Source organism: Casimicrobium huifangae, from assembly GCF_009746125.1.
GTDB classification, from domain to species: domain Bacteria; phylum Pseudomonadota; class Gammaproteobacteria; order Burkholderiales; family Casimicrobiaceae; genus Casimicrobium; species Casimicrobium huifangae.
In genome coordinates, this window is the sequence record NZ_CP041352.1 from 1 (window position 1) to 23243 (window position 23243).

Annotated in this window: 22 protein-coding genes and 1 pseudogene; 12 read left to right on the forward strand and 11 right to left on the reverse strand. The window is 60.9% G+C overall.

Going from position 1 to position 23243, the window contains the following annotated elements; genetic code table 11:
* From dnaA to FKL89_RS00025, 5 genes are all read left to right on the forward strand, one after another.
* Window positions 1–1428, forward strand: a complete 1428-nt coding sequence (dnaA, locus tag FKL89_RS00005) for a chromosomal replication initiator protein DnaA (RefSeq protein WP_156860745.1) — start codon at window positions 1–3, stop codon at window positions 1426–1428.
* Window positions 1429–1669: 241 nt separating this feature from the next.
* A complete protein-coding gene (gene dnaN / locus FKL89_RS00010) occupies window positions 1670–2773 on the forward strand; it encodes a DNA polymerase III subunit beta (protein ID WP_156860746.1) in 1104 nt (367 codons plus the stop codon).
* 114 nt (window positions 2774–2887) lie between these two features.
* Window positions 2888–5314 carry a DNA topoisomerase (ATP-hydrolyzing) subunit B gene (gene gyrB, locus FKL89_RS00015; RefSeq protein WP_156860747.1) on the forward strand — a complete coding sequence of 809 codons (2427 nt, stop codon included), beginning with the start codon at window positions 2888–2890 and terminating at the stop codon, window positions 5312–5314.
* Between the two features lie 161 nt (window positions 5315–5475).
* Window positions 5476–5853: a hypothetical protein gene (locus FKL89_RS00020; RefSeq protein WP_156860748.1), complete on the forward strand. Its 378-nt coding sequence runs from the start codon at window positions 5476–5478 to the stop codon at window positions 5851–5853.
* Window positions 5854–5858: 5 nt separating this feature from the next.
* Entirely contained in the window at window positions 5859–6137 is a 279-nt protein-coding gene (locus FKL89_RS00025) for a hypothetical protein (RefSeq protein WP_156860749.1), read from the forward strand.
* Between the two features lie 117 nt (window positions 6138–6254).
* Here FKL89_RS00025 and FKL89_RS00030 read toward each other — a convergent pair whose 3' ends face one another.
* Together FKL89_RS00030 and FKL89_RS00035 are read right to left on the reverse strand one after the other, a co-directional pair.
* Window positions 6255–6641 carry a PIN domain-containing protein gene (locus FKL89_RS00030; RefSeq protein WP_156860750.1) on the reverse strand — a complete coding sequence of 129 codons (387 nt, stop codon included), beginning with the start codon at window positions 6639–6641 and terminating at the stop codon, window positions 6255–6257.
* A complete protein-coding gene (locus FKL89_RS00035; RefSeq protein ID WP_156860751.1) occupies window positions 6641–6862 on the reverse strand; it encodes a type II toxin-antitoxin system Phd/YefM family antitoxin in 222 nt (73 codons plus the stop codon). The genes FKL89_RS00030 and FKL89_RS00035 overlap by 1 nt, the downstream gene beginning before the upstream one ends.
* 373 nt (window positions 6863–7235) lie before the next feature.
* Between FKL89_RS00035 and FKL89_RS00040 the strand changes: the two genes are divergently transcribed.
* Together FKL89_RS00040 and FKL89_RS00045 are read left to right on the forward strand one after the other, a co-directional pair.
* Window positions 7236–7499 carry a type II toxin-antitoxin system Phd/YefM family antitoxin gene (locus FKL89_RS00040; protein ID WP_156860752.1) on the forward strand — a complete coding sequence of 88 codons (264 nt, stop codon included), beginning with the start codon at window positions 7236–7238 and terminating at the stop codon, window positions 7497–7499.
* Window positions 7496–7897, forward strand: coding sequence for a PIN domain-containing protein (locus FKL89_RS00045; RefSeq protein WP_156860753.1), 402 nt, complete (start codon window positions 7496–7498; stop codon window positions 7895–7897). The genes FKL89_RS00040 and FKL89_RS00045 overlap by 4 nt, the downstream gene beginning before the upstream one ends.
* Window positions 7898–7930: 33 nt before the next feature.
* Here FKL89_RS00045 and FKL89_RS00050 read toward each other — a convergent pair whose 3' ends face one another.
* Window positions 7931–8866, reverse strand: a complete 936-nt coding sequence (locus tag FKL89_RS00050; protein WP_156860754.1) for a DMT family transporter — start codon at window positions 8864–8866, stop codon at window positions 7931–7933.
* A gap of 93 nt (window positions 8867–8959) precedes the next feature.
* Between FKL89_RS00050 and FKL89_RS00055 the strand changes: the two genes are divergently transcribed.
* Window positions 8960–9433, forward strand: coding sequence for a low molecular weight protein-tyrosine-phosphatase (locus tag FKL89_RS00055; RefSeq protein ID WP_156864488.1), 474 nt, complete (start codon window positions 8960–8962; stop codon window positions 9431–9433).
* 282 nt (window positions 9434–9715) lie between these two features.
* Here the strand turns inward: FKL89_RS00055 and FKL89_RS00060 are convergent, their stop codons facing one another.
* Window positions 9716–10234 (reverse strand): DUF934 domain-containing protein, encoded by a 519-nt coding sequence (locus FKL89_RS00060; RefSeq protein ID WP_156860755.1) that lies wholly within the window; start codon window positions 10232–10234, stop codon window positions 9716–9718.
* Entirely contained in the window at window positions 10218–11897 is a 1680-nt protein-coding gene (locus tag FKL89_RS00065; protein ID WP_156860756.1) for a nitrite/sulfite reductase, read from the reverse strand. The genes FKL89_RS00060 and FKL89_RS00065 overlap by 17 nt, the downstream gene beginning before the upstream one ends.
* Window positions 11898–12135: 238 nt before the next feature.
* Here FKL89_RS00065 and FKL89_RS00070 point away from each other — a divergent pair, with 238 nt between their 5' ends.
* On the forward strand, window positions 12136–13224 hold the full coding sequence (locus tag FKL89_RS00070) for a calcium:cation antiporter (RefSeq protein WP_420361130.1): 1089 nt from the start codon (window positions 12136–12138) through the stop codon (window positions 13222–13224).
* Between the two features lie 47 nt (window positions 13225–13271).
* Here the strand turns inward: FKL89_RS00070 and FKL89_RS00075 are convergent, their stop codons facing one another.
* Entirely contained in the window at window positions 13272–14372 is a 1101-nt protein-coding gene (locus FKL89_RS00075; RefSeq protein ID WP_272953715.1) for a PA0069 family radical SAM protein, read from the reverse strand.
* A 246-nt stretch (window positions 14373–14618) separates the two neighbouring features.
* Here FKL89_RS00075 and FKL89_RS00080 point away from each other — a divergent pair, with 246 nt between their 5' ends.
* Window positions 14619–14858 carry a hypothetical protein gene (locus FKL89_RS00080; protein ID WP_156860757.1) on the forward strand — a complete coding sequence of 80 codons (240 nt, stop codon included), beginning with the start codon at window positions 14619–14621 and terminating at the stop codon, window positions 14856–14858.
* Between the two features lie 100 nt (window positions 14859–14958).
* On the opposite strand, the gene FKL89_RS00085 is transcribed toward FKL89_RS00080, so the two are convergent.
* The 4 genes from FKL89_RS00085 to FKL89_RS00100 form a co-directional block, all read right to left on the reverse strand.
* Window positions 14959–16050: a DegV family protein gene (locus tag FKL89_RS00085; protein WP_156860758.1), complete on the reverse strand. Its 1092-nt coding sequence runs from the start codon at window positions 16048–16050 to the stop codon at window positions 14959–14961.
* Window positions 16051–16288: 238 nt separating this feature from the next.
* Complete coding sequence (gene rocF / locus FKL89_RS00090) at window positions 16289–17212, reverse strand: arginase (protein WP_156860759.1); 924 nt, start codon at window positions 17210–17212, stop codon at window positions 16289–16291.
* A 50-nt stretch (window positions 17213–17262) separates the two neighbouring features.
* Complete coding sequence (locus tag FKL89_RS00095; protein ID WP_156860760.1) at window positions 17263–18222, reverse strand: pyridoxal-phosphate dependent enzyme; 960 nt, start codon at window positions 18220–18222, stop codon at window positions 17263–17265.
* 7 nt (window positions 18223–18229) lie between these two features.
* Window positions 18230–19729, reverse strand: coding sequence for an NHL repeat-containing protein (locus FKL89_RS00100; RefSeq protein ID WP_156860761.1), 1500 nt, complete (start codon window positions 19727–19729; stop codon window positions 18230–18232).
* Window positions 19730–20001: 272 nt separating this feature from the next.
* Here FKL89_RS00100 and FKL89_RS00105 point away from each other — a divergent pair, with 272 nt between their 5' ends.
* The gene (locus FKL89_RS00105) at window positions 20002–21312 is read left to right on the forward strand and encodes a mechanosensitive ion channel family protein (protein ID WP_156860762.1); all 1311 of its coding nucleotides are present in this window, start codon (window positions 20002–20004) and stop codon (window positions 21310–21312) included.
* A 28-nt stretch (window positions 21313–21340) separates the two neighbouring features.
* Here FKL89_RS00105 and FKL89_RS00110 read toward each other — a convergent pair whose 3' ends face one another.
* Window positions 21341–22786 carry a delta-60 repeat domain-containing protein gene (locus tag FKL89_RS00110; RefSeq protein ID WP_162527346.1) on the reverse strand — a complete coding sequence of 482 codons (1446 nt, stop codon included), beginning with the start codon at window positions 22784–22786 and terminating at the stop codon, window positions 21341–21343.
* Between the two features lie 258 nt (window positions 22787–23044).
* Here FKL89_RS00110 and FKL89_RS00115 point away from each other — a divergent pair.
* Window positions 23045–23239 (forward strand): annotated as a pseudogene (locus tag FKL89_RS00115) (Tex-like N-terminal domain-containing protein); the annotation flags it as partial.
* Window positions 23240–23243 lie beyond the last annotated feature (4 nt).

Sequence of the window (23243 nt, forward strand, 5' to 3'; positions counted from 1 at the left end):
ATGTCTGGCTCTGTTTCCGGTTTCTGGTCACATTGCCTCAATCACTTTGAGCGGGAGCTGTCGGCACAGCAGTTTGCAACGTGGTTTCGGGTGCTGAGTGCGGAAGAAACCGATTCCTCGATCACCGTTGTTGCGCCCAATGCATTTGTCAGCAAATGGGTGCGCGATCGTTACCTGAGCACGATCGATTCGCTCGCGACAGCCTACTTTCCGGAGCCACGCACCGTTCGCCTGGCCGTTGCCAGCGCTGCGGTCAATGGCCACCAGAAAATTGCTGAACGCACTGCACCGGCAAACATCGCGGCATCAATAGCTTCACCCGTCACCGCCGGGCCAGTGCCGGAAACGCCGCTTGTCGTGACAGCGGCCGACAGTGGCGGCAGCGCGATCACCGGCACAGCGGCACGCGAATCAACACTCAATTCAAGCTTCACCTTCGACAGCTTCGTCACCGGCAAGGCCAATCAACTGGCTCGCGCCGCGGCCATGCAGGTCGCCGGCAATCCGGGTGACGCCTACAACCCACTGTTCATCTACGGTGGTGTCGGCCTTGGCAAGACGCATCTGCTGCAGGCGATTGGCAACCAGTTACTGCGTGAACATCCGACCGCCAGGGTACGTTACATCCATGCCGAACGCTATGTGTCGGACGTCGTTAAAGCCTATCAGCACAAGGCGTGGGATGCGTTCAAGCAAAGTTATGCCTCGCTCGATCTGCTGCTGATCGACGACATCCAGTTCTTCAACAACAAGAGCAGTACGCAGGAACAGTTTTTCTACCTGTTCAATGCGCTGACCGAAGCGAAGAAGCAGGTAATCATCACCTGCGACACCTATCCCAAAGAGATCGAAGGCATCGAAGACCGGCTCAAGAGCCGCTTCAGTTGGGGCCTCACGGTGCAGATTGAACCGCCCGAGACCGAGATGCGGGTAGCGATCCTGCTTGCCAAAGCAAAGCAGGTGGGTGTGGAGCTCGATGAGCAGGTTGCCTTCTTCATCGCCAAACACATCCGCTCCAACGTACGTGAACTGGAAGGCGGGTTGAAGCGCGTAATCGCCTATGCCGGCTTCCACAATGTCGCCATCACGCCGCAGGTAGCCAAGGAAGCGCTGCGTGACCTGCTGGCCGTGCAGTCACGACAGATCTCGATCGAGAACATCCAGAAGACAGTTGCTGACTACTACAAGATCAAGGTCAGCGATATGCACTCCAAGAAGCGCTCTCGCATCGTGGCGCGGCCGCGGCAGATGGCGATGGCGCTGGCCAAAGAGCTGACACCAATGTCACTGCCGGAAATCGGACAGAACTTCGGTGGCCGCGATCACACCACGGTGCTGCACGCCTGCCGACAAATCGCCAGCCTGCGCGAGAGCACACCTCAGATTCAGCACGATTTCGCGTTCCTGCTGCAAGTACTGCGCAGTTGATGGTGAGGAATCTGAACGCAGTAAAGTGAATGAAAGGGCGCCAGTAAACCGTGTTGATGAAAGGCTATCGTTTGTGGATAAGTGTGCAAAAAATTGTCCGCGAAAATCTCGTCCACAAATTATCCGCACTTGCCACAGCACTCGCCCGCAGCCAAATTTTTGTCGTAACAGTTTGATTTTGTTTGAGTTTTCAAGTTACCCACAGCCGCATTGGTCTTCTATTAAATAGGGTTACGTATATATGCAATTTAAGAACATACCTCGCGATCTGGTGTTGAAACCCTTGCAGGCGGTGTCGGGTATCGTGGAACGTCGGCAGACGTTGCCGATCCTGGCCAATGTGCTGTTTGAGCACAAGGGCAATACGCTCAACACCATCGCCACTGATCTCGAATTGCAGATTTCAGCCAAGGTGGAAGTGCCCGAGGCGGGCGACCAGTCGACCACGGTGGCCGCCCGCAAGCTGCAGGACCTGCTGCGTGCGCTGCCCGAGAGCAGCGAGGTCTCGATTGACGCCAAGGACAGCAAGATGGCGGTGAAGGCCGGCAAGAGCCGCTTCAGCCTGCAGACGCTGCCGGCCGCCGACTATCCGCGCCTGACCATGAGCCAGGAGCAGTTGCAGAGCTTCAAGCTGCCGCAGAAGCTGCTCAAGGCGACGCTCAGGCTGGTTGAGTTCGCCATGGCGCAACAGGACATCCGCTTCTACCTGAACGGCATGCTGTTCGTGCTCGACAAGGACCAGCTGGTCTGCGTGGCCACCGACGGTCATCGCCTGAGCTATGCCACGATGCCGGTGGAAGGCAACTTCACCCGCCAGGAAATCATCGTGCCGCGCAAGACGGTGATTGAGCTTTCCAAGCTGCTGGGCGAAACCGACGATCCCATCACCATTGACATCCTCGCCAATCAGGTGCGTTTCAGCTTCGGCAACATCGAGCTCACCAGCAAGGTGATCGATGGCAAGTTCCCCGACTACAACCGCGTGATTCCGACCGCACACAGCAAGATCATCACGCTGGATCGTCTGCTGCTGCTGCACACGCTGCAGCGCGCGGCGATCCTGTCGAACGAGCGCTTCCGTGGCGTGCGCATCGGCTTGCATCCGGGTGCGCTGAAGATCGCTTGTACCAACAACGAACAGGAAGAAGCCGAAGAAGAAATCGAGGTCGCCTACGAAGGCGCTGCGGTCGATATTGGTTTCAACATCAACTACCTGCTCGATGCGCTGGCGACGCTGTCGTCAAACGAAATCACCATTGCGCTGCAGGATTCCTCGGCCAGCGCGCTGTTTACGGTGCCCGGTCGTACCGACTTCAAATACGTGGTGATGCCGATGCGCATCTGACGATGGCGGGTTTGCAGGAGCGGCTTTGCCGCGACTCTATGTCTTCATTCCTCGTTGAAGGTCGCGGCGGCGCCGCTCCTACTGAAAACGAAAACCAAAAGCAGAAAAAGTTTCATGTCCGATACCGATAAAAAGCCCGCTGAATACAACGAAGATTCGATCCGCATCCTGAAAGGTCTGGAGGCCGTCCGCAAGCGCCCCGGCATGTACATCGGTGACACCGGTGATGGCACCGGCCTGCATCACATGGTGTTCGAGGTGCTCGACAACGCCATTGACGAAGCGCTCGGTGGCTACTGCGACGACATCAAGGTGATCATTCATGCCGATAACTCGGTATCGGTCACCGACAACGGTCGCGGTATCCCGACGGCGATCAAGCAGGACGACGAGATGAAGCGCTCGGCGGCTGAGATTGTGATGACCGAGCTGCACGCAGGTGGCAAGTTCGACCAGAACTCATACAAAGTGTCCGGTGGTTTGCACGGCGTCGGTGTTTCGGTGGTGAACGCGCTGTCGGACTGGTTGAAGCTCAAGATCTGGCGCGAAGGCAAAGTGCATGAGATGGAGTTCCGCCAGGGCGTACCGGTGGCGCCGCTCAAAATTACCGGCGAAACGCGCAACCGTCGTGGCACGGAGGTGCATTTCCTTGCCTCAATCGAGACGTTCCAGCTGGTTGAATACCATTTTGAAATTCTGGCCAAGCGCATTCGTGAGCTCTCGTTCCTCAATCACGGCGTCAAGATCGAGCTGATCGACCAGCGCACCGGCAAGAGCGAAAACTTCGCGTACTCCGGCGGTATCAAGGGCTTCGTCGAGTACATGAACAAGGCGAAGACCGTTCTGCACAAGAACATCTTCTATTGCAGCGCCGAGAAGAATGGCATCACCGTTGAAGTGTCGATGCAGTGGAACGACAGCTACGGTGAAAACGTGCAGTGTTTCACCAACAATATTCCGCAGCGTGATGGCGGAACCCATCTGACTGGCCTTCGCGCGGCGATGACGCGTACCATCACCAAATACATCACCTCGAACGAACTGGACAAGAAAGCCAAGGTCGAGGTTTCGGGCGACGACCTGCGTGAAGGGCTGACCTGCATCCTTTCAGTGAAGGTTCCGGACCCGAAGTTCAGCTCGCAGACCAAGGACAAACTGGTGTCGAGCGAGGTTCGCCCGGTGGTCGAAGAAATCTGCGCCGACAAGCTTGCCGACTTCCTGCTCGAATATCCGAACGACGCCAAGGTCATCTGCGGCAAGATTGTCGAAGCCGCCCGTGCCCGTGAGGCCGCCCGCAAGGCGCGCGAGATGACGCGACGCAAGGGCGTGCTTGATGGCATGGGTCTGCCCGGCAAGCTCGCGGACTGTCAGGAAAAAGACCCGGCGCTCAGCGAGCTGTACCTGGTGGAGGGTGATTCCGCCGGCGGCACCGCCAAGCAGGGCCGCGACCGCAAGTTCCAGGCGATCCTGCCGCTGCGCGGCAAGGTGCTGAACGTCGAGAAGGCGCGCTACGACAAGGTGATCTCCAGCGAACAGATCGTGACGCTGATCACCGCGATGGGCACCGGCTTCGGCAAGGACGATTACAACCCTGACAAGCTGCGCTATCACCGCATCATCATCATGACCGATGCGGACGTCGACGGCGCCCACATCCGCACGCTGCTGCTCACCTTCTTCTATCGCCAGATGACCGATCTCGTCGAGCGCGGCAACATCTACATTGCGCAGCCACCGCTCTACAAGGCCAAAGTGGGCAAAGAAGAGCAGTACCTGAAGGATGAGCTGGAACTGAAGCAGTTCCTGCTCAAGATTTCGCTCAAGGGTGCTGAGTTCAAGCCGTCAACTGATGCCGAGCCGCTGTCGGAAAAGGGGCTCGCCGATCTGGCGCGGCAGTACCTACTGGCGGACGCCGTGATCGATCGCAACGCCCGCACCATTGATCGCCGTGCGCTGGACGCGCTGCTTCTCGGTGCGCAGGTGTCACTCGCTGATGAAGCCTCTGCCAAGGCAGGTGCTGAAGCGCTCGCGGCGCGCGTCGACGATGCGGAGCTGGCTGTGGAGCCGTTCTACGACGAGAAGAACGAGGAATGGGTGCTGCTGCTCAAGCGCACGCATAACAACCGTACCAGCCAGACGGTGCTTGATCAGCACTTCCTCGCCAGCGGCGATTACCACCAGATCCAGAAGGCGGCCGAACTGCAAGCCATGGTCGGCGAGGGTGCCGTGGTCGCTCGCACCGACAGCAAGGGCAACCGTGAAGAAGCCCGCATGTCAGGCTTCAAACAGTCGCTTGACTGGCTGCTCGACAAAGCCCGCGCCAACCTCTCGATCCAGCGCTACAAGGGCCTGGGTGAAATGAACGCCGAGCAACTGTGGGAAACCACGATGGACCCGAAGGTGCGCCGCCTGCTCAAAGTGCAAATCGAAGACGCCATCGCCGCCGACGAAATCTTCACCACGCTGATGGGCGAAGAGGTCGAACCGCGACGCGCGTTTATTGAGGGGAATGCGCTGGGGGTGCGGAATTTGGATGTGTAGTCCTGTCTCGAAGTGGATGAGTTGAGACTTGTGGGGAAGAACTCGTGGAAGCGACCGAACCGTAGTCACAACAAATCCAAGCATCAAGAAGTTGATTTCCTAGGCAACGAGCGAGACATTGAGGGAGGTAGACATTTGCGGCCCACACCAAGGAGAACCAAATGAAGTGCGCCATACTTTGCGTCTCAATACTTGCGCTGACTAGCTGCGCGTCGGCCGTCATGGAGCGCTACGTCGGCAAGCTGATGTCAGAAGCGGTCATGGATCATGGCATGCCGTCCAGTGCGTTCGACGTAGAACCAGGCAAGCGAGCCTTTGTTTGGTCGCGATCCATGTACTACTCGTTCGGCGGCGGGTCGACGACAACGGGCAGCGTTATTGGTGGCAACTTGTTTGCGTCCACCTACGTTTCGCCAGCGATGACTACGCAGCAAACCTGCCAATATGTTGCGTTTGCCGACCGCATCAGGACCGACATCGAGGGGCCAGCGGCGTGGCGTATTACCGGCTTCAGAAAACCGTCGCTACTGTGTGAGTAGCTGACGTGATCGATGTCTTTCTATGGGTCAAAGGCAAGGTCTACTTTTTAGCTGCATTTGCGTTCTTCCTGTACGCGGGCAAACAATTCGTTGACACGGAGTACTGGCCAAACTTTCTGCTATTTTCGCTGGCGGCAAACACCTATTGGCGATTTGTCGGTGCTGTGTACATGTTCAACCGCGATCGGCAAGAGCGTGATGAGGTCAACTTTCTGATCAACATGTTGACCGGTGGAATGTTTGTGATCAGCGCAATGTTGGCGTTCTATCGCTCAATAGAATGAACTATTGCCGCTCTGATAGCCCAGGTTGGGCGGATACCCGCCAGGGTCATCCGGTATAGTTGGCTTGACGGAAATGGTGGATGACGCTTCGCGTATCCAGCCTATGCTGGTCACTCGTCACTTAAACGGATTGACCACCTTGACCGTTCCAATCACCTGCCCGTGCTGCAGGTCTTCGCTGTAAAGCGTTTCACATTGCGCGAGCGTTGCTGCGGCGACGATCAGGCTGTCCCAATGTGAAAGCTGGTAGCGCGTGGCGAGTGCCTGGGCGAGGCGATAGGTGCTGAGCGTGATGTCGTGAACGATACTTGCATTGGCGATGGCGTCCGCCAGCGCGTAGGCTGTCTCACGGTCTTTGCCAGCCTTGCGGCAAACGGCAATGAACTCGTTGAGCACCTGCACGCTGACGTGGGACTGCGCGCTCGCAAGGCGGCGGGCGATTTTTTCCTTCTTGCCGCTATCGAGCAGGTAGCCGAGGATGTTGGTGTCGAGAAAGACGGGCATCAGCGCCGACTGTTCAACTCGTCACGATCGAATTTGAAGCCCTTCGGCAGCGTGCCACGATGCGCGTCGAAGATGGAGAGATCAGCAACTGGTTCGTCATAGGGCACGATCTTGGCCACCGGTTTGCCGTGGCGAGTGATGACGGCTGGTTTGCCCGCGAGCGCGGCGTCGATCACCGCACTGAGGTGGGCTTTGGCTTGGGCAAGGGAATAGGCGGACATGATTTATGACCAAAAATTATGGTCATATTTTACGGTGTTTTGCGGAGAGCGCAAGGTCATCAAACCTACGATTTGCCACGCTTAAGCCCCAACCAGATCACGGCGCCCACCACGATCAACGCACCGACCATCTGAATTGGCGCGATGGCCTGACCCAGGAACAGCCGTGTAGGGTGGGCACCCCGTGCCCACCACAAGGCGGCAGAACAACATCTATCGCGACACAACGGATACGGTGGGCAGAGACTGCCCACCCTACGAAACTGCCATTAAGACAACCTGTTTCGAAGAGGACTACACGCTAGTGCCGCACCGTTTGTATAACACCATGTGATACATTGACAAAACCTGATTCAGAGGATGGGTATCACTCGTGGATTCAACGCTCGCCGAAACAGTGACCGCCACCGCGCGCGATGCGGTTCATAACTTTGCCCACTTTGCCAGCCTTGCTGAATCGGGCAAGGAAATCATCATTACACGGCGCGGCAAACCGTCGCTCAAATTGGTGAGGGCGGAGCCGCGTTCTGTGATGAGTAAGGCTGAACGCGAAGCGTTGATCAAAAAGGCTCTGTCGTTTAGGGCGAGCCGGCCGTACGGGAAAAAATTTGAGCGCTCCGACGCGTACGATGAATGAATTCGCTCGATACGAACGTATTGATTTACGCATTTGACCCGAGTGATGCGAAGAAACATGCTGTCGCCGCCGCGTTGTTGAAGAAAGCGCTTGTCGCAGCTTGGCCAATTGCCACTCAGGTTTACGGCGAGTTTTTTAGTGCGACAGTGCGGAAAAGGATTGCGACTCGCGAGATGGCGCGTGAGGTCGTCCAGACTTGGTCAACCGTGATGCGGCCGATCGCGTCATCAAGCGAGGCACACTCGGTAGCGCTTGAGTTGGCAACGACACATCAAGTGCAGTACTGGGATGCGCTCATCATCGCGACCTGCGCGGAGCATGGTGTGACGCAGCTCTATACCGAGGATGGCCCCGGCATCAAGAAGCCGCTGGGCGTGCGTTGCACCGATCCGTTCTAGTTCGTAGCAATTTGGGCGCGTTGAAAACGCACCCTACGACTTACCACGCTTGAGCCCCAACCAGATCACGGCGCCCACCACGATCAACGCACCGACCACCTGAATCGGCGCGATGGATTGGCCGAGGAATAGCCAGGCTAGGATCAACGCAAACACTGGTTCCACGTTCATGATCGCGGAGTTGCCGGCGACACCGAGTTTGGGTAGCACGGTGAACATCAGTGTGAAGCCGGAGCCGTAGAGGAACGTGAGCAGCCCGAGGCCAAGCCAGCCCAGCTCTGGCGTTGCGCCGCTGGGGAACTGCAATCCTCCCTGTACAGTGGCGCTGACGATGGCGACGAGGCCGGCCATGCCGAGTGTGGTGCAGGAGCGCACGCGACCGTCGAGCGCGGTGATTTCGTGCTGCGTGAGGATCATTGCGAGACCGAACAGCATGGCGGCGGCCAGCGCAAAGGCAACGCCGACACCGATCTTCGCCCAGTGGGCACCGGCGCCCAGGCCCGATGCTGCTCCCGCGACGTCCAGCGCGAGTGCCAGGCCGAACAGGATCACCGGCATCGCCAGCAGCATCGAGCGGTCTGGCCGTTTGCCGTAGAGCACGCGGTCCCAGAACGCGGCGCAGAGCGGGTAGGTGTTGAACGCCAGCAGCGCCAGCGCCACCGGCAGCCGCGCGACCGAGGAATAGATCGTCAGGCTCTGAAAACCAATCAGCAAGCCGATCAACGGCACGAAGTGGCGCTGGCGAGGAGTCAGCGCATCAAAGCGAAACGGTACGCCCTGCAGGCGGATGATGATGGCGAGCACAGTGGCAGACACCGCGCTGCGAAAGACGACGGCAGTGGCCACATCGACGCCGTTGTTGAATGCTAGCCGCGCCGCCACGTGATTGGCGCCCATCACCAGCGCGATCAGCAGCAGGGTGAAGAAGGCGGTCGAGGAGAGGGCCCTGGTGGCGCTGGCGGTGCTCATGACGGAAGCTTAGCGGTGCAGTCGTCTTAAACTTTGCGCGTGGTTCGTATCGCGCACTCTGTCGGCCCCGAGTTGGGCATTCTCTTCGTCTGCATGGGCAATATCTGCCGCAGCCCGACGGCCGAAGGTGTGTTCAGGTACAAGGCGTGCGAGGCGGGGCTGCTGGAGCACTTGCGGATTGACTCTGCCGGTACCCACAACTACCACCCCGGCGAGCCACCCGACGCGCGCTCGCAGGCGTATGCACGCAGGCGGGGCTACGACCTCTCCGCGTTGCGGGCCAGGCACTTGCGAGATGATGATTTCGTGCGCTTCGATCTGATCGTGGTGATGGATGATCTGAACTATTCCACGGTGCTTGCCCGCGCGGACGCGGCGCAGCGTGCAAAAGTGCGCCGGATGCTGGAGTTCTCGCCAGATGCCGTGGCGCGCGGACTGCGCGAGGTGCCGGACCCTTACTACGGCGACGCGCAGGACTTTGAGCACGTGCTGGATCTGGTGGAGGCGGCGAGTGATGGCCTGCTGGTTCACTTGCGGGCGGCGTGGTCACAGCGCTCGGCTGGTTAACAGCTTTTTGCTGGAAGCCTTGATTAATGTGGGCTCGGGGCCCGATTTAGTGTGAAGTCGATCAATTTCGCGAAAATTTGCCGTGAAATTGGGTTGTGATGGGAACGCAAACGTCGATGCGGCGGGATCAGAAGTCCAGTGCGCTGGCGATGTTTCCCTGATTCCGCCTCTCTGCACTGAGGCTGCGGAACTATCGGCTCACCGCAGACTTGAATGCCGCAAAGAAAAGCCCCGCTGCGTCCGGGAAGGAACCACAGCGGGGCGGGTGAGCAGTTGCCCGCTTCAGGCGGCCAGCGGCAGGGCGTCGGGGTTTACAAAACGGTCGGCGGCGTGCTGGTAGTAGGCCGAGAAGTCGTTGAATGCGGCGAGCGCCTTCTCGACATTCTGGTCGTCGCGCAGCGCAAATGTGGTGAAGCCGGCGCGTGACATCAAAAAGATCTGGTCGCGCAGCACATCGCCCACGGCGCGCAGCTCGCCGATGTAGCGATAGCGTTCGCGCAGCAGTGTGGCCGTGGAGTAGCCGCGACCATCGGCGAAGGCCGGGAACTCAATGGCGATCAGTGCCAGCTTGTCGAGCTCGCCAGCGATCAGTGCCGGGTCGTCGGTGGGGGTGAGCTTGACGCCGAGCGCGCCGTTGTCGCCCACGTGTTTCTGCCAGGTGCCGGCGAACTCGCGGAACTCGGTGAGCGGCAACAGCACCTTGGCGCCGACCGGGATGGCGCTGGCGTCGCCGGTGTATTCGATCCAGCCGTCGGTGCCGGCTTTGTCGACCACGCCGTAACGGTTAATCAGCTTCGGCATATACGCGCTCCTTGAAAGGGTCGATACCTACACGGGCGACGACGTCGACGAAACGTTCATCGTCGCGCTCGCGCAGGCCAAGATAGGTTTGGATGAGGGTTTCGACAACATCGGCTACTTCGGCCCGGGCGAACGACGGTCCGATGATCTTGCCGATCTTTGCCGTTTGTGCGCCGCCCTGGGCAATACTTTGCGCGCCACCAATGGTGATCTGGTACCACTCCTCGTCGTGCTTGTCGACGCCGAGGATGCCGATGTGACCGACGTGGTGGTGACCGCAGGCGTTGATGCAGCCCGAGATGTTGAGATCCAGTTCGCCGATGTCGAACTGGTAGTCAAGCGATTCAAAGCGCTCGTGAATAGCCGCTGCGACCGGGATCGACACCGCATTGGCGAGATCGCAGAAGTCACCACCGGGGCAGGCGATGATGTTACCGATCAGGCCGATGTTGGGCACTGCCATCCCCAGCGCCTTGAGCTCGCGCCACAATGCTGGCAGTTCGCTCTTCTCGACGTCGGGGAAGACCAGGTTCTGCTCATGCGTGACACGCAGTTCGCCTTGTGTGTACTTGTCTGCGAGTGCGGCAACCGCGTCAAGCTCGTCGGCCGTGATGTCGCCCGGCGGGATGCCCACGCGCTTAAGTGAGACAGAGACGGCGGCATAGCCAGGCACCCGATGCGCGTGCACATTGCGGCGCTGCCAGCGCGCAAAGTCATCGTGACCGGCGGCGAAGGTAACGGTGGCGGCGTCGTCCTGCGGCAGGTCTTTGTAGGTGGGCCAGGTAAAGCGGCCGGCGATGGCGTCAACCTCGGCCTGCAACAGCAGCGTCGGCCCGTTCTTGGTGGCTTCGAATTCGGCTTCGACCCAGTCGGTGAACTGTGCCGGCGTCGATTCCTTGACCAGAATCTTGATGCGCGCCTTGTATTTGTTGTCGCGACGACCGAGGCGGTTGTAGACGCGCAGGATCGCTTCGAGATAGGTGATCAGGTGTTGCCATGGCACGAAATCACGGATCACGGTGCCGACGATGGGCGTGCGGCCGAGACCACCACCGACGGCGACACGGAAGCCAATGTTGCCGGCGGCGTCCTTCAGCGCGACGAGGCCGATGTCGTGCACCAGCGTCGCGGCACGATCACTCGTCGCGCCGCTGATGGCGATCTTGAACTTGCGCGGCAGGAAAGCGAACTCGGGATGGATGGTGCTCCACTGCCGGATGATCTCGGCCCACACCAGCGGGTTCACCACTTCGTCCGGTGCGATACCGGCGAACTGGTCGGTGGTGGTGTTGCGGATGCAGTTACCGCTGGTTTGAATGGCGTGCATCTGCACGGTCGCCAGATCGGCGAGGATGTCCGGTACCTGACCAAGTTCCGGCCAGTTGTACTGGATGTTCTGCCGCGTGGTGAAGTGGGCGTAACCGCGGTCGTACTTGCGGGCGACGTGCGCGAACATGCGCAGGTGGCGCGAGGCGAGCAGGCCGTACGGAATCGCCACGCGTAGCATCGGCGCGTGCTTCTGCACGTAGAGACCATTCTGCAGGCGCAGCGGACGATATTCGTCCTCCGAAAGCTCGCCCGACAGGCGGCGCTCGGTCTGATCGCGAAACTGCGCGACGCGTTCGTCAACGAGCTTCTGGTCGAATGCGGTGTACTGATACATGCAGCCATTGTGGGTGCCGCCGTCCGGCGTCTACCGTTGTCAAATGGAATAAATAAATTCCCGCATTGACTGGCTTCTGTCTCGCACTACTGGTTGCAGCGGCCCGATTGACGAGGCTGTTTGCCAATCAACGCAACGGATATCTCGCGCGGCGGCGACGCGGGGGAACCAGCGCCGGCTCTCCGACACCATCGCGTAACATCGGTTGCATCGGTTGTATTCCCCCTCGGAGGTTCAGGTGACCCATCCGGCCCTGCGTTACGTGAGCCGCTGGTACGGCTGGATTCCGTTCGCGGCGGCACTGGTGCTGGCTTTTGCCTGGGGCCAGGCGCTTGGCACGATTGGCGTGTTGCTGGTGTCCGTGTCGCTGGTGGGCGCGGTGCTGACCGCCGTGCATCACGCCGAGGTGGTGGCGCATCGCGTAGGTGAGCCGTTTGGCACGCTGATCCTGGCACTTGCGGTGACCGTCATCGAAGCGGCGCTGGTGGTGTCGATGATTCTGTCGGGCGGGGCTGGCACGGCGGCGATTGCCCGCGACACGGTGTATGCCGCCGTGATGATCGTTTGCAATGGTGTGGTCGGGCTCTGCCTGCTGCTGGGTGGCCTGCGTCACCACGTGCTGGCGTTCCGCGTGGACGGCACCAGTCCGGCGCTGTCGGTGCTGGCGGCGCTGTCGGTGCTGGTGCTGGTGTTGCCCGGCTTCACCACTACGACCCCGGGGCCGACCTACTCGGCATCACAGCTCGCGTTCGCCGGTTTGATGTCGCTGGTGCTTTACGCAGCTTTCGTGTTTGTGCAGACGGTGCGTCATCGTGACTACTTCCTGCCGGTGGAGACCGGTGCCCGTGACGAGCATGCGGCGCCGCCGGGCAATGGCGAGACGGCGTTGAGCCTTGGTCTGCTGCTGGTGTGCCTGGTGGCGGTGGTCGGCCTGGCCAAGCTGCTGGCGCCGGTGATCCAGTCTGGCGTTGGTGCCATCGGCGCGCCGGCTGCCGTGGTGGGCGTGGCGATCGCGATGCTGGTACTGCTGCCGGAGACGCTGGCGGCGGCACGGGCGGCACGTGCCAACCGCATGCAGACCAGCCTCAACCTCGCGCTGGGGTCGGCGCTGGCGACCATTGGCCTGACCATTCCGGTGGTGGCCGCACTGTCGGTGGTGCTCGGCTTTCCGCTGGTGCTGGGGTTGCCGGGCAAGGAGATGGTGCTGCTGGCGTTGACCCTGATCGTCAGCGTGCTGACGCTGGGCAGTGGTCGCGCCACAGTGTTGCAGGGCACCGTACATCTGGTGATGTTCGCGGTGTTCCTGTTCCTCGCGGTGGTGCCGTAGCCGTCAGGCGGCGGTGCCGTAGTGCGGTCAGCACCGGGCTTTGCGGCTTAGAACAACTGGCCTTGCCTCGTATCGCTGCTGGGCGGATTGAACAGTGACGTGTCCAGCGTCGGGATGCTTTGCGACGCATGAGCCAGGCCGAGCCGGGTGCAGGCTTTGCGGAAGCGCTGGCGGATAAGATCGCCCCAGATGCCCTGGCCCTTCATGCGGGCGCCGAATTCGCTTACGTTTTCGCGCCCGCCGCGAAGGTCGCGGATGCGCTCCATCACGCGCTCGGCACGGTCCGGGAAGTGCGTCGTCAGCCAGTCCTTCCACAGCGCTTTCAGCTCGTAGGGCAGGCGGATGATGGTGTAGCTGGCCGCGAAGGCGCCGGCGTCGTGTGACGCGTCAAGCACCGCTTCGACGTACTGGTCGTTGATGAACGGAATGATCGGTGCCACCAGCACAGCGGTGGGGATGCCAGCGCTGGCCAGCTCGCGCACCGCGCGCAGGCGGTTGGCAGGCGCTGAGGCGCGCGGCTCGAGGATGCGGGTAAGGTCGTTGTCGAGCTGCGAGATCGAGATGAAGACGGTGACCAGCTTCTTCGCCGCCATTGGCGCCAGCAGGTCGATGTCGCGGCAGACCAGCGCGTTTTTGGTGACGATGGTGAGTGGATGATGGGTTTCAGCCAGTACCTCGATCACGCCGCGGGTGAGGCGTTCGTTGCGTTCGATTGGCTGGTAGGGATCGGTGTTGGCACCGAGGTTGATGGCGGAAGGGACGTAACCACGCTTGCCGAGCTCCTTGCGCAGCAGCGCGACCGCATTGCGCTTGGCGAAGATTTGCGTCTCGAAATCGAGACCGGGAGAAAGGTTCAGGTACGAATGCGTCGGCCGCGCGTAGCAATAGATGCAGCCGTGCTCACAGCCGCGATAGGGGTTGATCGACTGCTCGAAGCCGATGTCGGGCGAATCGTTGTGCGAAATGATCGAGCGCGCCTGCTCGATGTGGATCACCGTTTTCGGGCGCTGGCCGGCACGCTCCAGCAGGTCGCGGTCGTGTGCTTCGTGGCCCCAGCCGTCGTCGAACCACTCCGCAGCGCGCGACTCGAAGCGCCCCGCCATGTTGAGCGTGGCGCCACGACCCTTGTGATGCGGCGGCAGAGTCAATTGCGTAGTGTTTTGAATGCGTTACATGTGATTATGTACAGTTATTGTCCTGGCAATCAACTGATTTGCACTCAAGTTCGGCTAGAAAAGAATCAGCTTACGATGTAAGATGCAAATTCGTGATCGAGCCGCAATGCTGTCGATAACGGGCAAGCGGCTTCGCGAGTGAGTCGATGGGTAGTTGCTGCTGCACGATTCACGTACGATCACGTAAATCACTCTCAACGTTGGATGTATGGAGAAGTAATGCACATTTTGTTGACCCGTGTTTCGCTCGTTGCTGGCGCTTTGTCGTTGTTGGCCGGTTGCGCGAGCGACGGTCAAGCCCAACCCGAGGCCACCGCCCGTGTGAAAGAGGAGCGCTGTGTGGTGACCGGGAGCAATGTCCCCAAGCGCGACTGTCGCCACGACGTGGAAAAGCTGCCACCGGGTGCGGTGGAGGCGCTGATGCCGGTGCTTCAGAGCAAGAAGAACGGCGGCGGTTAGTCACCCGACTGGGGGGCGCTGGTCAAGCCGGTTGCTCCCGAGGACACGATACTGCAGATGTCAACGCATTTCTCGCGCGAGAAATGCCGAGTCAATTGGCTCAGGCCGGGAGAAACCGTTCGCTGGCAAATGAAATCGACAGCGCGGCTGGCCCGAGCTTGACGCAGCCGGTCATGCTCATGGTGGTGCTGATCAGCTCTACCCGGCGACGCCGGCATTCATCACGCAGCGTGGTGAAGGCGGGCTGCGTGAACAGTGCTTCCAGATCACCGGCGTAGCTGACACAGACGGTCGGTGTGCTGAGGCCAAGCTCGACGTGCCGGGTAACGCGCGCCAGCGCGAGGGCGATCGCCGCTGGCGCACCACGGACGCGGGCCACGGAGTGCACGTCATTGCGACCGGCATAAAGCAGCGGGCGGATATCGAGCCAGCGCCCGAGCAGCAGCTTCCAGCGCGGCAGGTCGCGATCCCCCTTCAATTGCAGGGCCTGATACAGGTAGCGCAGGTCACCCGGCACCAGCAATGTGTGCACGTTGCCGCGCAACTGCTTCACCGCTTCGGCAATGGCAGCAGCCTCGGTGCCACGATCACGCAGGTAAACCGCGTGCGCCAGCAGCAACGCCTCGCCGGTGAGGCCGGTCTGCGAATCGAGTACCCACGCCCGCAGCGGCGCCCGATTCCCCATCGAGCGACGCACCTTGTTGTGAATCAGTACCAGCGACTGGGTGGCGGCCAGCGAGCTCAGGTAGTGTTTGCTGCGGCTGGCAGCGAACGTCACCTGCATCACGTTGTCGATATCGTTGTTCATCCACGCCTGCACATGGTCGCGAATCTGCACTGGCTGCAACGGTTCGCTGGACAGGACGTCGCGGTTATTGCTCGTGCTCAGCTGCAGCGCGAACTCGCTGCACTGCACTTCATCGCGGAAGTCGCGGGTGGTCTGGTCGTTCTGACGGATGTCTACCGGAATTACGGCGACGTTGTGATCGCGCAGCCAGGCACTGGGCAGGTCGCAGGTAGCGTCGGTCACCAGCAGCAGTCGCCGCGCCTCGGTCAGCGCCTGGTCGCGTGCGGTGTTGCGTGCCGCCGTAGTGGCCGCCCGTTCGCGCAGGTAGGCGACCGCAGCGCTGGTGGGAATGTCCAGCGCGGAGTAGCCCTCGTTGTCGTAGCGGCTTGGCGAATTGCTCTGCACGTCGTAGTTCTGCCTGTTGGCGTGTTGGTGAGCTGCGGCCCCTCATGCCGCGAAGGCAACCCCGGATCGCGGCGGGCGCGTCCTGATGTGCTACCTAAAGCAGGGCAGTGTAGTGGCTAACTGGCCGCTGCGACACAAAAAATATGATCGCAGCATTGACTTCGCCCGCAATGGTGGCAATTTGCGCACAGCCCGGAATGTTCCGATGCTGTGCGCTGTTTGCCAGCCTGCGGTGCGGCTACGCAGCGCGCATCAATGTGGACTTGCCGAACAGGCTTTCAATGAGGTCAACGGTGAGCTTGGCGGTGCGGTTGCGCACGTCGAGCGCCGGGTTCAGCTCCATGATGTCGAGCGAGGCGAGGCGACCGGTATCGGCGATCATCTCCATGCAGAGGTGTGCTTCGCGATAGGTGGGACCACCGGGCACGGCGGTGCCAACGCCAGGTGCCAGCTCGGCGTCGAGGAAATCAACGTCGAAGCTGACGTGGATATGGGTGTCGTCATCGACACCATGCAACGCCTGCTGCATCACTGTGCGCATGCCCATTTCGTCGATCGAGCGCATGTCGAACACTTCCAGGCCCTGCTCGTGCACGAAGCGCTTTTCGTCTTCGTCCACGCTACGGATGCCGATCTGCACCAGTTCGTCACGGCTCAACGCGGGTGCCGGATCGGCCAGATTGACCAGCGCGCCGGCACCGAAGCCAAACAGGGTCGCCACCGGCATGCCATGAATGTTGCCGGATGGCGTGATGGCGCTGGTGTTGAAGTCGGCGTGCGCGTCGAGCCACAGCACTCGCAGTCGCTTGCCAACGCGGCGACAGTGGCCGGCGACAGCAGCGATGGAGCCAATGGCGAGACAGTGATCGCCACCGAGCAGCATCGGGAATTCGCCGGCTCGCAGTGAGTGGGTCATGGCGTCACGCACGGCGACGTTCCATGCCAGCACTTCGGGCAGGTGGCGATAGCCTTCGTGCGGCGGCAGCCAGGGGTTGGGCGGTCCGCCAAGATTGCCGCCGTCAACGACATCGAGACCGCGTGCGGTGAGTGCTTCGACAAGGTTGGCAGCTCGCAGTGCCTCGGGGCCCATGGAGGCGCCGCGGGTACCGGCACCAATGTCGGTTGGGGCACCGATCAGGCGGAGAGTGGGGTGATTTCTCATGACCGGATTCTAGGAGCCTGTCGGACCAATCCCAGCGCCGCGCGCGGGCGTCAGGCTCGCGTTTGCAGCAAGGCCGAAAAGCGTCCGAAATCGATGTTGCCGCCCGAGAGGGTGACCGCGACGCGCTGGCCAGCAAAGGCGGCGCGGTTTTCCATTAGAGCTGCAAGTGCACACGCGCCGGAGGGTTCGAGCACCAGTTTCATCCGCTCAAAGGCGAAGCGCATGGCATCAATCACGGTAGCGTCAGCGGCGGTCAGGATATCGCTGACCATGGTGTGGATGACTTCCCACGGATGCGCGCCTACCGCTTGCGTCTGCTGACCGTCGCAAATGGTTTTTGGCACGTCGATGCTGACGATCTGCCCGCTGCGCAACGACCGCTGGACGTCGTTGCCAGCCTCCGGCTCGGCACCAAAGACCTTGATGGCGGGCTGTACCGCCTTGGCCGCCACAGTGCAGCCAGACAGAAATCCGCCGCCACCGGTGCAGACGATCAGCGCGTCAAGATCGGCAATCTCTTCGGCGATTTCGAGCCCACAAGTGCCCTGGCCCGCCATCACCGGCAGATAGTCGTAGGGCGGGATGAGCACGGCGTTGCGCTCTTCACTCAATTGCTTGGCCAGCGCCGAGCGATCCTGGCGATAGCGGTCGTAGGTGATGACTTCGGCCCCGTAGCCACGGGTGGCGTCGAGTTTCATTTGCGGCGCATCGGCCGGCATCAGGATGGTCGCTTTGCAGCCATGCAGACGTGCAGCCAGCGCCACGGCCTGTGCGTGGTTGCCCGAGGAAAACGCAAACACGCCGCAGGCACGTTCGGCATCAGTCAGTGCGTTGATGGCGTTGTAGCCACCGCGGAACTTGAACGCGCCCATGCGCTGAAAATTCTCGGCCTTCATGAAAACCTCGCAACCGAGCACCGCGTTGAGCGTCTGGCTGGTGAGGATGGGGGTGCGATGAGCGACGCCCTCAAGGCGAAGGGCCGCAGTTTGAATGTCGGTGAATTGCAGCATGTTGCTCTTAACGCGCCAATGGCACATTACATTGCGAAATCAGATAGTCGCGAATGATTGGCCAGGTGGTGCGGGTCGCCGTAGTCGGGAACGAGATGCCGCCAACGACTGCTGTGCCGGTCATGCCGAGCGCTATGCGGGCATGGATAAGCGCATCGGTAGTGGCGAGGATCTGGCCATCTCCGTCGATATCGAGTGAGCAGTTGCGATAACCAAGCGGACCGCCTTCGATGGCGAGGGCGCAGAAGTCGAGATTGGTGCCGTTGAAGCAGGATCCGGCCGCAACAATGCGCCCATCGCGGCGAACAGCTATTGCCGTCAGCTCGTCAGTGATGAGCGGGCCGATTGAATAATTCTCGCGACCGCTGGTGTTGAAACTGGTGTCCGGGGTGCCGTCCGGATTGAGTCGCATGACACAGAGGCGGCTGCTGCTCAGGTTGCTGCAGGTGCCGCCGAGCACAATGCGTCCTCCGGCCTCGATGGCGACACTGGCAACCTTCTCTGTTGTATAGAGGCTGCCCAACACCTGTTTGCCGCTACCGTTGAAATTGCTGTCGAGCGTGCCGTCCGCCGCAGTGCGCACGGCGCAGAACGAGGACACCGAGCCGGACGTGCATTGTCCGGCCATGACCAGATAGCCATCGGGCTGGATGGCGAGGGCATTGAGCTGGTCGTTGCTGCCAACCGCCAGCTGACTCAAAACCAGTTGCCCGGTGCCGTTGAAGCTGGTGTCGGTGGCGCCGGTGGACGTCAGGCGGACGACACAGAAACGCTGGGTTGCCTGCGTGCAGGTGCCGGCGACCACGATGCTGCGGTCAACGGCAACGGCAACGGCGCTGGCCTGATCGTTGACGCCGGCAATGACATTGACCGAGCGACTGCCGCTGGTGTTGAACGAGGTGTCGAATGAACCGTCTGCCAGCAGGCGGATGACCAGGAAGTTGTCCTCCGCGGTTTCCGACCGATAGCCAGCGATCACGATTTTCGAATCGTTCTGCACGGCGACGGCACGACCATATTCATTTTTGGTGCCATCACCCGGCAACACCCGCTTGCCGGTGCTGTTGAACTGGGTGTCGAGGCTGCCATTGCTCAGGTAACGGGCGACGCAAATGTCAAAGTCGTTGCCGTTGTGGCAGGTGCCGGCCAGCACGATGCGGCCGTCGGGCAGCAACGCCATCGCGCTGGCGCGATCATTGTTGTTGGCGCCAATGGCCGTCGTCACTTTGCCGCCCGTGCCGAACGAGGTGTCGAGCGTGCCGTTGTCGAGCAAGCGGGCCATGCAAAAGTTGTTGCTGCCCGCCACCACGCAATAGCCACCGAGCAGGATGCGGCCGTCTGGCTGGATGGCCATGCTGCTGAGCACATCGCCATTGCTGTCGATGGGAACGATGGCTGTGCCGGTGCCTGCGCCAAAACTCAGATCAAGTGAGGCCGGGGCGGCGTGCAGGCAGGCAGCGGCGAACGGAGCTGCGCAAAGTGCAAGCAGCTTGGTGAAAACAGACATTGCGCGGGGAACGACGGCGGGGTCGCGAAGTGGCGGAAAGCACTATTTTCGCCGATTCGTCGCGGGGGCCCGGCGCGTTTGCGGCGGCGGTCAGACGAGCATCAGCAAACTGGCATCTTTTGATGGAGAAGCCCATTCAATAAGGGCTTAATTACGGTTTTTGCTTAAAGTCGACTACCTGATGTTTTAACGTTTAAGCCCAAATCCAATGGTCTTTTTCAAGAAAAGCTGTTGTGTCGCAGAGGGTTTGTTTTTCACGCCATAATCCGGCCATGACATCTCCCTTTCAGCAACTGCTCACCGAGTTTGAGGACATTGACCGCGCCGACATCGAGCACATCGCGGTGGTGCTGGTGGCGATGGTGATTGGCGTGCTTGCCGGGGTGTGGGCCAGCCGTCGCCGCGAGCGCGACCCGCAGGCGCGCAAACCGGGCATCGGCGCCTGGAAGCACGCGCTCTGGTACGGGCTGACCTTTCCGCTGGTGACCTGCGTGTTGCTGGTGGTGTTCCGGTTGACGACCTATGGAGCCGCGAGCGGCATGTTGCCCAAGCTGGCGGTGCCGGTGTTTGCGTCGCTCACCGTGGTGCGCGCCGTAGCGCGCGTGCTGCGCGGACTGTTCCCGAATTCGTCGCCGGTGCGGGCGGTGATCAACAGCGTCAGCGTGCTGGTCTGGCTGGGCGTGGTGACGCACATGGCGGGCGTGCTGCCGACGATCGAGACCGAGCTCGAAGCGCTGCGGCTGCCGATTGGCAAGACGCAGGTGTCGGCGCTGACCATGCTGCAGGGGCTCGGCCTGGTGGCGGTGACGCTGCTTGGCGCGCTGTGGCTGTCCGCCGCGCTGGAAACGCGGCTGATGGCCACACAGATCGACATGAGTGTGCGCCTGGTGCTGTCGCGGCTGTTGCGCGCTGGGCTGTTCGTTCTCGCGTTGCTGATTGCATTGACGGCGGTGGGCATTGACCTCACCGTGCTGTCGGTGTTCGGTGGCGCGCTCGGCGTCGGGCTGGGCTTGGGTTTGCAGAAGATCGCGGCGAATTACGTGGGCGGATTTGCCATGCTGCTGGAGCGCAGCTTTCGGGTCGGCGACAGTGTGAAGATCGACAGCTTCGAGGGCCAGATCACCAACATCCACGCCCGCTACTCGGTGGTGCGCGCGGCCAACGGGCGAGAGTCGGTGGTGCCGAACGAAATGTTCATGGTCAATCGCGTCGAGAACCTTTCTCTGGAGAGCAAGCGTGTTGCCTTCAACACCAAGTTGCAGATTGATTATTCAAGCGACGTCGACAAGGCGCGCGCGCTGATGGTCGCCGCAGCGCAAACACAGCCGCGCGTGCTGAAAGACCCGGCGCCGAATGCCATGCTGACCGACTTTGCGCCCGATGGGCTGGAGCTGACGCTCGGCTACTGGATCGCTGACCCCGAGAACGGCATCAACAACGTGCGCTCCGAAATCAACCTCGCCATCTGGAAGGCATTCCAAGCCGAGGGCATCAGCGTGCCATTCCCGCAACGGGTGGTGCGGGTGGTGAATGAGGCGGGGGCAGATCAGGCGACGGTGAATGCGGCGGTGGCGGGGGCTTGACGTCTTCTTCGAGCGGTCTCCGCTGACGTTACTGCACCAGTGACATGCCACACTGGGTGACAAGGTAGTTGCGGATATCGGCCCAGGTCTGGCGTGCGGCGTGGCTGGCAAAGGTGATGCCGTCAATGACGGCAGGACCGGTCATGCCGAGGGCGATACGAGCGTGGATCAACGAGTCCGTGGTGGCGAGCACCCGATTGTCGCCGTCAATGTCCATCGAGCAATTGCGGGCGTCAAACGGGCCACCTTCGTGGCGCGTCAGGCAGAAGTCGGTCCTGCTGCCGTTATTGCAAGCCCCTGCAACAACGATCTTGCCGTCGGGTTGAAGCGCGAGGGCTCGACCGTGGTCTTGTGATGTGCCAACAGGCGTGATGGTCGTGCCGGCGCTGCCGAAGCTCGTATCCAGCACTCCGCTCGCGAGATAGCGCGCAAGACAAAAGTCGTAGTTGCTACCGTTGTGGCACAGTCCGGCCACGACGATTTTGCCGTCGGGCTGGAGAGCAAGCGCGGATGCTACGTCATCCCCTGCGCTGATCGCGGATTTGAGTTTGCCGGTGCCATTGAAGCTTGGGTCGAGGGCGCCGTCGCGCTGATAGCGAGCCAGGCAGAAGTCGGCGCTGCCACCGCTGCGGCACTCGCCGGCGACGACGATCTTGCCGTCAGGCTGCAGGGCGATGCTGTAGACGTTGTCGTCCGAGGCGCCAAAGGACGTGAATGTCTTGCCAGTACTGCCAAAGGTTGTGTCGAGGGTACCGTCAGTCATGTAGCGGGCTAGACAAAAGTCAGCGCCGCCACCGAGGCAAAATCCGGCGACCACAATCCTGCCATCGGATTGCAGGGCAATGGCGTTGGCGGTGTCGTCGGAAAGGCCTATGGGGGTGAGGACTTTGCCGGTGCCGTTAAAGCTCGTGTCCAGGGCACCGCTGGTCAGATAGCGGGCGAGGCAGAAGTCGTTGTTTCCGCCATTGGAACATACGCCAGCGACAACAATTTTGCCGTCGGGCTGCAACATGAGCGTCAAGGCCATGCTGTATGCAGTACCGATAGTAGTCATGACCCTGCCAGTGCCGTCAAAACTTGTGTCGATGGCGCCAGTAGTGAGGTGGCGGGAAACGCAGAAGTCATAACGGCCGCCGTTAAAGCAGTAGCCGGCTACAACGACTTTGCCGTCAGGCTGCAGCGCGACTGCGGTAGCGATGTCGTCCGACGCGCCAATAGCGGCGAGAGCTGTGCCGGTCCCGTTAAAGCTTGTGTCGAGGGCGCCGCCGGGTAGGTAGCGCGCGACGCAGAAGTCATCGTTGTTGTCGTTGCGGCATGGCCCGGCGACGATGATCTTGCCGTCGGGTTGAAGGGCTATGCCAGCGGCACGGTCGTATGCCGGACCGATGGCCGTAAGAATCTTGCCCGTTCCGGCGCCAAATCCTGCAGCGTCGAGATCGCCGGGTGCAGCGAATGCTGGGTTGATGGCGGCCAAGAAAGCTGGCACTGCAAACACAGAAGCACGAACATGTCGAAACCAGCAAAACATCAAGTATCCCGAAAACCAACGGTGGCACCTTGCTGTCTCGCGTAGTGAGCGAAGCCATGAGTGCCGGAAAGCAAAGCGCGCAGTTTAGCTCCGAGGAACGACGCAAATGCGCTTTGGGCTCAGCTACAGAGATACGGCTACACTGCGCGACTTCGCAAAAGTGGCTGAATGATTTCCCGATACCAGAATCCCTGATCGTGCGGTTTGCGCGAGACGTTGCCATTGCCCCAAAAACTGGCAGAAGCTGCAATTGAATTGCTGGACGGTGGTGCCACCGTTCCCTTCATCGCGCGCTATCGCAACGAGGCCAGCGACGGCCGTGATGACGCGCAGTTGTGCTTTCTGCGTGAGCGTCTGATTTACCTGCGCGAGCTGGACGAGCGGCGCGATGCGGTGCTCGGGG